At 40.8% G+C, this 10264-nt stretch carries 10 protein-coding genes; 2 read left to right on the forward strand and 8 right to left on the reverse strand.

What is annotated here, in order from left to right; all coding sequences use genetic code 11:
- Positions 1-123: 123 nt before the first annotated feature.
- From FFM57_RS09555 to FFM57_RS09580, 6 genes are all read right to left on the reverse strand, one after another.
- Positions 124-432, reverse strand: a complete 309-nt coding sequence (locus tag FFM57_RS09555; protein ID WP_137600294.1) for a hypothetical protein — start codon at positions 430-432, stop codon at positions 124-126.
- A 99-nt stretch (positions 433-531) separates the two neighbouring features.
- Complete coding sequence (locus FFM57_RS09560) at positions 532-1863, reverse strand: dihydrolipoyl dehydrogenase family protein (protein WP_137600295.1); 1332 nt, start codon at positions 1861-1863, stop codon at positions 532-534.
- A 25-nt stretch (positions 1864-1888) separates the two neighbouring features.
- Positions 1889-2254: a DUF488 domain-containing protein gene (locus FFM57_RS09565; RefSeq protein WP_137600296.1), complete on the reverse strand. Its 366-nt coding sequence runs from the start codon at positions 2252-2254 to the stop codon at positions 1889-1891.
- 31 nt (positions 2255-2285) lie between these two features.
- Positions 2286-3260, reverse strand: a complete 975-nt coding sequence (locus FFM57_RS09570) for an ATP-binding cassette domain-containing protein (protein ID WP_137600297.1) — start codon at positions 3258-3260, stop codon at positions 2286-2288.
- Positions 3257-4786: an ABC transporter permease/substrate-binding protein gene (locus FFM57_RS09575; protein ID WP_137600298.1), complete on the reverse strand. Its 1530-nt coding sequence runs from the start codon at positions 4784-4786 to the stop codon at positions 3257-3259. Before FFM57_RS09575 ends, FFM57_RS09570 begins: the two co-directional genes overlap by 4 nt.
- Before the next feature lie 130 nt (positions 4787-4916).
- Positions 4917-7514 carry a calcium-translocating P-type ATPase, PMCA-type gene (locus FFM57_RS09580; protein ID WP_137600299.1) on the reverse strand — a complete coding sequence of 866 codons (2598 nt, stop codon included), beginning with the start codon at positions 7512-7514 and terminating at the stop codon, positions 4917-4919.
- Between the two features lie 478 nt (positions 7515-7992).
- Between FFM57_RS09580 and FFM57_RS09585 the strand changes: the two genes are divergently transcribed.
- Complete coding sequence (locus FFM57_RS09585; protein WP_137600300.1) at positions 7993-8340, forward strand: hypothetical protein; 348 nt, start codon at positions 7993-7995, stop codon at positions 8338-8340.
- An 18-nt stretch (positions 8341-8358) separates the two neighbouring features.
- Here FFM57_RS09585 and FFM57_RS09590 read toward each other — a convergent pair whose 3' ends face one another.
- Complete coding sequence (locus FFM57_RS09590; protein WP_137600301.1) at positions 8359-8571, reverse strand: hypothetical protein; 213 nt, start codon at positions 8569-8571, stop codon at positions 8359-8361.
- Positions 8572-8750: 179 nt separating this feature from the next.
- Between FFM57_RS09590 and FFM57_RS09595 the strand changes: the two genes are divergently transcribed.
- Positions 8751-9221, forward strand: a complete 471-nt coding sequence (locus FFM57_RS09595) for a helix-turn-helix domain-containing protein (protein ID WP_137600302.1) — start codon at positions 8751-8753, stop codon at positions 9219-9221.
- Positions 9222-9339: 118 nt separating this feature from the next.
- Here FFM57_RS09595 and rpsD read toward each other — a convergent pair whose 3' ends face one another.
- Positions 9340-9951 (reverse strand): 30S ribosomal protein S4, encoded by a 612-nt coding sequence (rpsD, locus tag FFM57_RS09600; RefSeq protein ID WP_137600303.1) that lies wholly within the window; start codon positions 9949-9951, stop codon positions 9340-9342.
- Positions 9952-10264 lie beyond the last annotated feature (313 nt).

Below are 10264 nucleotides of genomic sequence, written 5' to 3' on the forward strand. Positions count from 1 at the left end.
ATGAAAAGAGGCACGAACACTGTCAAAACAGCCCTCGCACCTCTTCAAAAAGATATAATCCCTTAATTGTTAAAAAAACGCGCCAACTCCCTCCTCAATACGAGGAGAAAGTTGGCGCGTTTTTTAAAATGCTGAAAAGATCAAATCATTTATTCCTAAATAGTTCAAAATGTAGAGAAACAACACGACACCGTTAATGATGAAAGACAAGACGATAATACCGTAACGAATGGATAAATTGCGGTAGGCGAAATTGGTCCGCATTAACGCGTGCCGTTTTCCTTGATAGGCAAAAACCATAATCAATAGGATTAACGTCAGCACACCTTGCACCACCATGCCTAAAAAGCGAATATTTTCTGTTGGATTTTGCAGCTGTAAATAGTAAGCGCCAGCTGTCAGCACGTCAATTAAAAGCGCCAAAAATGGCATACTAACTCCTCCTCGTTAAATGATTGCAGGAGCATTTTAGCATAGGTGCCCTGCTTCCTCAAGCGCTGGCAACTTTACAAGCATTATCCTAAAAAATTTTTAATAAAGATACGGTAAATCACTAGCTTGACTAGGATATAAGAAAATTTGTTGGTGCAATGTCGCCGCCGGTAGCTTTTGATTAATGAAAAGAGTGAAGAGGTTGATTAACGCTTCGGCGGTAAAGCTCAACACGGCAGCTCCCTTCAATAATCCCGTCGCCTTTTCAGTAATGATGATGATATTAGCTGACGTATCGTGTTGAATGAAGTAGTTGTACCAGCCACTGACATCTAGTTCCTTCACCTGATACTTGTCTGGCTGCTGACTGGCAACTTTTACCGAGATGCCGGTTTGGGCAATTTGTGGCGTCGTGTAGACAATATTAGGAATTGCTGGATACGTAATCGGTACGGTTTTTCCTAAAAGAAGTTGCGCTACATAATCGCCTTCAAAATGGGATACAGGGGTGAGTTTCGGTTCTTTTTTCGCCACAACATCTCCTATGGCGTAAATATTTTTTTCAGCCGTTTGTAAGTATTCGTTGACTACAATACCCTCAGGCTTCGTTTCCACTTTGGTTTGTTGGAGATTTAACTGGGAAAGATCTGCCGGTCGGCCCACGCTACTGACTAGCATGTCTAAAGGAATTCTTGCGCCTTTTTGTGTTACTGCCACCAGTGTTTGTGTTTGCTTTTTTTCTACTGCTTGAACTTCCGTATCCCAGTGAAAATGGACGCCGCGTTGGGCTAAAATCGTAGCCATTTTTTTGCTAAACGCCGCCGGAAATTGCGGCAAGAGCTGTTGATTTCTTTGAAAAACGTGGACTTCTGTCGCTAAAGCACTAGCTAAGTTCATCAGCTCCATGCCTACAAAGCCCGAACCGATAATCCCAATTCGCTTAGGAAAAGTTGGCAATTCCAAAAAGTCAGCGCTAGTAGTTAAATATTCCTTGCCGGGAATATCGAGAATGGCCGGCTTAGCTCCAGCAGCAATAATAAAGTTATCAGCAGCAATTTTTTCTCCATTAACGACAATGTGTTCCGCATCTTGAAAGACAGCTGTGCCCCTTATGGTGTCGATACCGCTAGTTTTTAGTGCTGATATCATCTCATAATCAATTTTATCCGTATAACTTTTTTTAAACGCCATTAAGGCGGGCCAGTCTATTTGACTGGTTCCTTTTAACCCGGCGCCTTGAAAGGTTTGGCTTAATAAATGATGATTGACAGGTGTATAGAGTAATTTTTTCGGGTCACAACCGCGATTAGGACACGTACCGCCGAAGCGATCTTTTTCCACCACCAATACTTTTTTTCTTTCGGCCAAGCCGTAAGCCGCACTCAGGCCACCAGGACCAGAACCAATGATAATCACATCATACTTTTTCAAAGCTAGGGTCTCCCTTCTTTAAGGTTTACAAGTTACTTTCCAGCCACTCTTTTAAAACTACTGCTTGATTGTGTTGTTGATTTTTGGCTCCGTATAAAAAAATTACATCTTCTTTTTCCAAAATAGCCTTCACATAAGCTAAGAAACCGGGAGCCAGGGGATTAACGTGAATTTCTTTCAGATAATCTTTTCTAAAGGTTGCGTACTTGTCATCTTCATGGTTAAAAGCTTGCCGCACTTCATTGCTGGGAGCTAGTTCTTTCACCCACCATTCGTAGGGTAAATCTTCTTTTTTGACACCGCGGGGCCAGAGGCGATCCACGATAATCTTATAGCCTTTTTGATTTTTGACGACACCATCGTAGACGCGAAATAATTTAATACTGTGCATCCTTAATTCCTTCTTTCTTTATGATTAGCTCTTAATGCGCCACTTCATGTTGGCCTAAAGCTGCCACCAATAGCTCCAACAGTAAGGAACGATTGACACTCCCTAAGCACTCCTCTTCTTTTTCGATATTCACCACTTCGGCTTTTTCCACGGCGCGGATTAGTTGGCCCAAGTTTTGTTGGACGTTTAAGGTTGGTTGCCCCGGCACCGGTTGATTCAGCGCTACTTGATAAATAAAGGATAAAATGATTTTTTCTTCTAAGGTTACCTTTTGATTGGTTTGTTTGAAAAACTCCCGGACAAAATCATTGGCTGGTTGTAAAACAATCGCCGATGGTTTGCTGAGTTGTTGAATGACTCCTTCGTGGATAACGGCAATCCGTGAACCCATTTTTAAAGCTTCTTCCATGTCGTGAGTCACTAGCACAATGGTCATCTTACGCTTGGCATAAAGATCTAAAACTAAATCTTGGAGTGCCGTCCGGGATAAAGGATCCAATGCACTAAAAGGTTCATCCATCAATAAAATTTCCGGTGCAAAAATCAGCGCTCGCAAAATCCCAATCCGTTGTTGCTCGCCGCCAGATAATTCATGGGGAAAACGTGGAGCATAGACGTCAGGATCTAAGCCTACTTCCTGCAAAAGCTCCCAGGTCTTTTCTTTAATTTCGTTTTTGTTCCAGCGCATCATTTCCGGGATTACTGCGATATTTTCCGCCACAGTCATATTGGGAAACAAAGCAATTTCTTGTAAAACATAGCCCATCTGCCAACGTACATGGCGAATGTCTTGGGTTTGAATATCCTGATTGTTAAAAAGAATTGTCCCTGATGTTTGGCGTACCAGTTGATTCATCAGTTTTAAAATCGTCGTCTTGCCACTCCCAGAAGGTCCCACCAAAGAGAGAATTTCACCTTTTTCTACGGTGAGATTTAAATCTTGTAAGACTTCTTTTGTGCCAAATTTTTTCTGAATATGCTGCAAGGTGAGGATTGCTTGCCTCATGGCGTCACCTCCAATAATCCTTTTTCCCGCAGAAAGTTTTCCGCCACCGTTTTAGCATCTTGTTGTTCCACTTGGACGGAGTAATTCATTTGCACCATTTCTTCTTCAGTAATTTTTCCAGCCAGCTGATTTAAAGCCGCGACAATTGCTGGATGTTTTTCTTTAAAGGCCACCTTCATTAATGGTGCCCCCCGATAAGAAGGGAAAAACTGCAAGTCATCCGTTAAAACTTTTAAGTTGTAAGCTTTAATTTGGCTGTCGGTGGAGTAGGCATCAATCACTTGCACCTCGCCATTTTTTAACGCTTCATAACGTAATGACGGCTCCATATTTTGGACCTTTTCAAAGGTCAACTGGTAATCTTTTTGCAGCCCTTTGTAGCCATCTTCTCGGTCAGCAAACTCTAAAGTGAAACCCGCCACCATGTTAGCGGCGATATTTTGGAGGTCGCTAATTTTTTCTAAATTATTTTCAGCAGCAAACTCGGTAGTCACTGCTAAAGCGTAAGTATTCTCATAGCCCATCGGCGGCAACAATGTCAGGTCATCTTGTTTTTCTAGCGCGGCTTTGGCGGCCTCATAAGTCGCAGCTGGCGTTTGCGGCAAGTTACCAGTTGTCGGCACCAAGCTCGTTAAGACAGTCCCAGTAAATTCCGGATAAATATCAATTTGATCGTGCTTCACAGCATTGTATAAAAAGCTCGTCTTCCCAAAGTTTGGTTTCAATACCACTTGGGTCTCGGGACTGGCTTGTTGAATCAAAGCTTTATACATTTGAATTAAAATATCCGGTTCACTACCTAGTTTGCCGGCAATGGTAATCGTTTGAGTAGTGGTCGCGGTACTTTGATAAAAAGAAAAGCCGCCAATCCCCACAAAAAGTGCACTTAACACTATGAGGGCCGTCTTCGGGCGACTCTTTTCTAATACTTTTAAAAGGCCACTCATTAAAACCGCTAAAAGAGCAGCAAAAAGCGCCCCGATTAAAGTTAAGCTAGCATTGTTGCGGTCAATGCCTAACAGGATGAAGGTTCCTAACCCACCAGCACCAATTAAAGCCGCTAAAGTGGCTGTCCCAATAATCAGCACTAAAGAAGTTCGCACACCGGATAAAATCGTCGGCAAAGCCAAAGGGAGCTCCACTTTCGTCAAACGTTGCCACATATTCATCCCAAAGGCATTCGCCGCTTCTTTTAACGAAGCATCGATATTCGTCAGTCCCGTGTAGGTATTTTGAAAAATAGGAAAGATGCCATAAAGGACTAAAGCAATTAAAGCTGGTGGTGTGCCAATCCCCACTAAAGGCAACAAAATCCCTAAGAGTGCCAACGAAGGAATCGTTTGTAAAATACTGGCAATTTGTAAAAAAATCTCCGCCACTTTCCGGTGCCGGCTACAATAAATGCCTAAAGGTATCGCCAATAAGCAGGCGATTAATAAAGCAAAAAACGAAAGCGTCAAGTGTTGAAAGAGTGCTGCCACCAGTTCGCTTTTTCGTTCGGTTAAGGTCGCAAAAAAATCTGCCACAAAATCCCTCCTTTTTCCTTACTGTTTTAAGTATAGAAAACATCTTTCTTTTTCTCAAAGATAAGGGTTTTGGGTATAAAAAAACGGGAAAAGAAGACCAGCGTACTAGTCGTTCTTTTCCCGTTACTTTTTATGCTTCTTTATGACGAATTAATTTATTCAATTCACTAACTACTAGCGGAATAATCGATAGTCCTAACACAACAGCCCATTCTTGTAAGTTTAAAGATTGAACTTTAAAGATGGTTTGTAAGAAAGGAATCAATAAGACAGCTAATTGCATGGCCAAGCTGACAACGAAAGCTTTGTTCATGGCAGAGTTCGAGAAGACGCCAATCTTAAAGATAGAACGTGTTTCACTCCGCACGGCAAAGGCCCGTGTTAACTCTCCAAAGACTAACGTGGCAAAAGCCATCGTATTCGCTACACCATCAGCTGTATTTGGATCAGACAAGACATACTCGCCAATCCAATAAGCACCTAAAGTAATGGCCCCCACTAAGACACCGTAGAAAATCATGCTGGCGGCAAAACCGTCAGCGAAGATACTCTTGTGGGCATCCCGTGGTTTTTGTTTCATGACGCCAGGCTCCACAGGTTCCATCCCTAAAGCTAACGCTGGTAAGGAGTCCGTCACCAAGTTCAACCACAACAATTGGATGGCTACTAAAGGCATTTGATGGAAGTTTAAAGCCGTAGCCACGAAAATCGTAATGATTTCCCCGATGTTACAACTTAACAAGTATTGAATCGATTTTTTAATGTTGGAGAAAATGCCCCGACCTTGTTCAACGGCGTGAACGATCGTTGCAAAGTTATCATCGGTTAAAATCATATCGGCAGCACCTTTAGCGACATCCGTACCAGTAATCCCCATAGCACAACCAATGTCGGCTACTTTTAAGGCTGGCGCATCATTGACACCATCACCAGTCATGGCGACGACCATGCCTTTAGACTGCCAAGCTTTAACAATCCGCATTTTATGTTCAGGAGAAACCCGGGCATAAACGGAATAGCGATCGACTTTTTCTTCTAAAATTTCTTGCGGCATGTCATCTAATTCCGCACCGGTCATGGCCAGATCGCCGTCACGGAAAATATCTAATTCTTTAGCAATGGCTACCGCCGTTAATTTGTGGTCCCCAGTAATCATCACTGGTCGAATCCCAGCATCGTAACATTGGGAAACAGCTAATTTTACTTCTTGGCGCGGTGGATCAATCATCCCCACTAAACCAACGAAAGTTAAGTTAGCTTCTAAATCTTCAGAAGTCAATTCAGCGGGAATTTCAGTGATATCTTTATACGCAATCCCTAAGACCCGCAAAGCTTTGGAAGCCATCTCGGCATTTTTGTCAGCAGCGGCTTGTTTTTCAGCCCCAGCTAAGGTACAACGATTTAATAAAACATCTGGTGCACCTTTCACCATTACACGATAGCCATCAGCCATTTGGTGCACGGTACTCATTAATTTCCGTTCCGAGTCAAAAGGAATTTCAGCGACCCGCGGCATTTTGGCATCTAAATCATTTTTGTTTAAGTTTTCTTCGTAAGCTTTCGTCACAAAAGCTGTTTCGGTTGGATCACCCGTAACTTTAGACGTGTTGTCGGCATTGACGGTTAACTTAGAGTCATTACACAAGGCACCAATCGTTAAAAGTAATTCTTCCGTTTGCCCGTTTGCTGTGTAATTTTCTACCACCGTCATTTTATTTTGGGTTAACGTTCCGGTTTTATCACTACAAATAACCGAAGCAGCCCCCAACGTTTCAACGGCTGGTAATTTTTTCACGATGGCGTGACGTTTTACTAAACGTTGCACCCCTAAAGCTAAGACGATGGTGACAATCGCTGCTAAACCTTCTGGAATAGCCGCCACCCCTAAGGAAACTGCCATCATAAAGATTTCTAAAATTGGACGATTGTATAAAATCCCCACGATAAACATCAAGACACAGATACCTAAACAAATAATGGAAAGAATTTTGGAGATTTCCGCCATTTTCCGTTGGAGCGGCGTTGTGTTGTCATCTTCAGAAATTAACATGTTGGCAATGCGCCCAACTTCTGTTTTCATCCCCGTTTCCGTAACCACTGCCGTTGCCCGACCGTTAGTAACGACCGTCGAAGAAATCAACATATTCTTCCGTTCAGCTAGCACCGTTTCACCTGGTAAGCTGTCGATATCTTTTTTGTTAACGGGGACAGATTCACCCGTCATAGCTGATTCATCGACTTTTAAATTCGCAGCTGTAATAATCCGCGCATCCGCCGGTACTAAATCCCCAGCTTCTAATTCGATAATATCACCGGGAACTAACGTCGCTGTATCCACGTGATCCGCTTTCCCGTTACGGGTAACTTTAGCTAACGGTGCGGACATTTTTTGCAACGCTTCTAAAGATTTGCTGGCATTATTTTCTTGGGAGATGGAAATAATTGCGTTCACCACGACAATTAGCAAAATAATAACGGAATCCACCCAATCTTCAAAGCCACTGGAAACGTAGGAAAGAACAGCCGCAATTAATAAGACAATAATCATAGGATCTTCCAATTGCCCAATAACTTTTTTCAGCATACTTTCTTTCTTTTGTGCTTCTAACTCATTTTTCCCAAAAGACTGCAGCCGCTTTTCAACTTCAGCGCTAGACAATCCTTTAGTTACATCAGTATCCAAAGATTCAAGAACTTCATCTTTGGTATCGTGATACCACAAACTCAATTCGTAACACTCCTTCTTTTTTATGCATTTATAATCTTTAATAGTATAACTCCTAAACGAAGGGCTGAATAGTCCTCTCCCGAGAAAAAAGCACAAGTAAAACAAATTTAGATAAAATAAGTAGCTCCTCGTTCAATAAGAAAAGATAAAATTTTTTTCTCCTAGATTGGCACAGCAATCTGTTGTGTTATGCTATCAGTAATAATTTAATAAAGCAGGAGGAATTTCTTTATGAAAGAAACGTTTAAAGTAGTACGTACTGTTTTTGTTGTCTTATTTTTTTCTTTGGTTTGCTATTAACGACACCTCTATTATTAATACCAGATGCCGACCTAACTTTGGCGCAGACTTCCGCAAGTTTAACAAGTTTAATGAATAGCTTACACTTCTTTCTTCCACTGGCAATCGTAGTCATCATATTAGCTTAATCGGCTACTATCTGTGGGTAGTACGTCAGGCTAAAACAAAAAAGACGCGCGTGTGGCTAGCATTAATTCCAATTTTCATCCTAGGCGCCCGTAGTATCTATCCAATATATGATAACTTTTTCTCAACCTCCACTGAAATTGGCTACATCACTTATGAAGATCCTTACACTAAGCAAGTTGGCTTCGCTCCTGAAACGCTATTAGAGGCATATGATAAGTATGAGCTTGATCTTAATCCCAGTGGATCCTCAATTGTTTGGTTCGATAATTCTAAAGAAAATTTAGCTGTTGGTGATAAAGTAGAAATCATTACCCGTGGTGCTACTCACAGTCAGAAAATAACAGGTCGAGATATCTTAAATGTACTCCATATCGAAAAAGTAAAAGATGCTAACTAGTATAAAATTCCAGCTAAATTATTTTCTTTTCCCCCTCAAGTAATCAGTGAAAATTTTTTTAATTCCCTTAAGCCCAACAGCAATAAGAAATCCGCACAAAATAAGTATTAACAGAATCAATCCAAAAAAGATAATGTTTGCTTTTATTTCACTATTACCTAATAAATACGTTAGTGCCCCCAACAAAAAAACGAGGGCGCTCATTCCTTTAACTTTTGTCGAAACCTTCATAATTCTTCCTCCTTCTGTAAAATACATGTACATTATGTATAATAGAGGGTAGCAAGTATAGAAATGATTGCTTACTTCTGCGCAATTATTTATTGCGTTTCCTTAGAAATGCCTTGTTATCAGCTTTTATACTGATACTGACAACTTTACAATTTACACACAAAAACAAGGAGGAGATTATGCAGATTGGCGCTAAGTTAAAACAAGAACGAAAAAAAGCCGGTCTTTCTCAGCAGCAATTAGCCGATCATTTATTGATAACGAGACAGGCTATTTCTAATTGGGAAAATGAAAAATCACAACCAGATATCGATACTTTGATTAAAATCTGTGATTATTATCAAATCCCTTTAAGTTCCCTTACATCTTCCGATAATTCTCCAACGACTGAAAAAGACGAAAATATTGAGAACACTTTATCTTCAACATTCCAGCAACAAGAGCCAACTGACGCAAAAGAATTACAAAATAAAATTTACAAAAAAATGACGCCCTTCATTTTACTTCTGTGTGTCATTATGACCTTAATTGCTCTATTGCCGGCAAAAGTCAAAGTTCCCTTTCTATTCTTCTTTTCTTTAGGCATTATTTTTTTGCTAGTTGCTCTATTTATTTATTACATCGTGAAACACTTTTTTGAACAGCAATAAAAGGAAATGGATACGCAAAGTTAAACGAAATGTCTAGCTTTGCGTATCCATTTTAAAAAAGTAAAAAAACACCCAAAGCCCAGCCAAAAGCCGAACTTTGAGTGTTGTAAATGAATTCTTACAGTTTTTTGTTATAGAATTCAACGACGAAGGATTCGTCAACGTCAGGCGTTAATTCGTCACGTTCTGGTAAACGAGTTAAACCACCTTCTAATTTTTCAGCGTCGAAGTTGATGAAGGCTGGACGGCCTAAAAGAGCTTCAACAGATTCTTTAACGATAGCAAGGTCTTTAGATTTTTCACGAACGGAAATCACTTGACCTACTTCTACTTCATAGCTAGGGATGTCAACGCGTTTGCCATCCACAGTGATGTGGCCATGGTTTACTAATTGGCGAGCTTGACGACGAGTAGAAGCTAAACCTAAACGATAAACAACGTTGTCTAAACGACGTTCTAGTAAGATCATGAAGTTAACACCGTGTTTACCTTCTTTGATTTTGCTAGCTTTTACGAATAAGTTACGGAATTGACGTTCGTTCATGCCGTACATATGACGTAATTTTTGTTTTTCAGTTAATTGCAAGCCGTATTCAGAATTTTTACCACGGCTGTTTGGTCCGTGTTGTCCTGGTGCGTAAGGACGGCGAGCTAATTCTTTACCAGTACCTGATAAAGAGATCCCTAAACGACGGGATTGTTTCCAAGATGGTCCAGTATAACGAGACATTTGGTGATCCTCCAATAAAATAAGTTTTTTGGAGTAAAATAAAGCGAATGAAAATTTCGTTTTCGTGCAGTCAAGCCTTCAATCTTCACCTTTGCAGCCGCGGTTACACAATTGAACCCAACTGGGCGCTTCACTGTTGACGAGAGACTAACTTTCTGCTGCATTATTTTACACAAAGAGTATTGTATCAATTTTTCCGGCAAACGTCAATATAGGAGAGCAGTTTAAACTTGTTCTCTCGTTCGAAAGTGATAATGTCCTAGGTATATCGAAAGGGAAAATGTCCCAAAATGATAAAATAACCTTATGGAAG

Source organism: Enterococcus nangangensis, from assembly GCF_005405245.1.
GTDB classification, from domain to species: domain Bacteria; phylum Bacillota; class Bacilli; order Lactobacillales; family Enterococcaceae; genus Enterococcus_J; species Enterococcus_J nangangensis.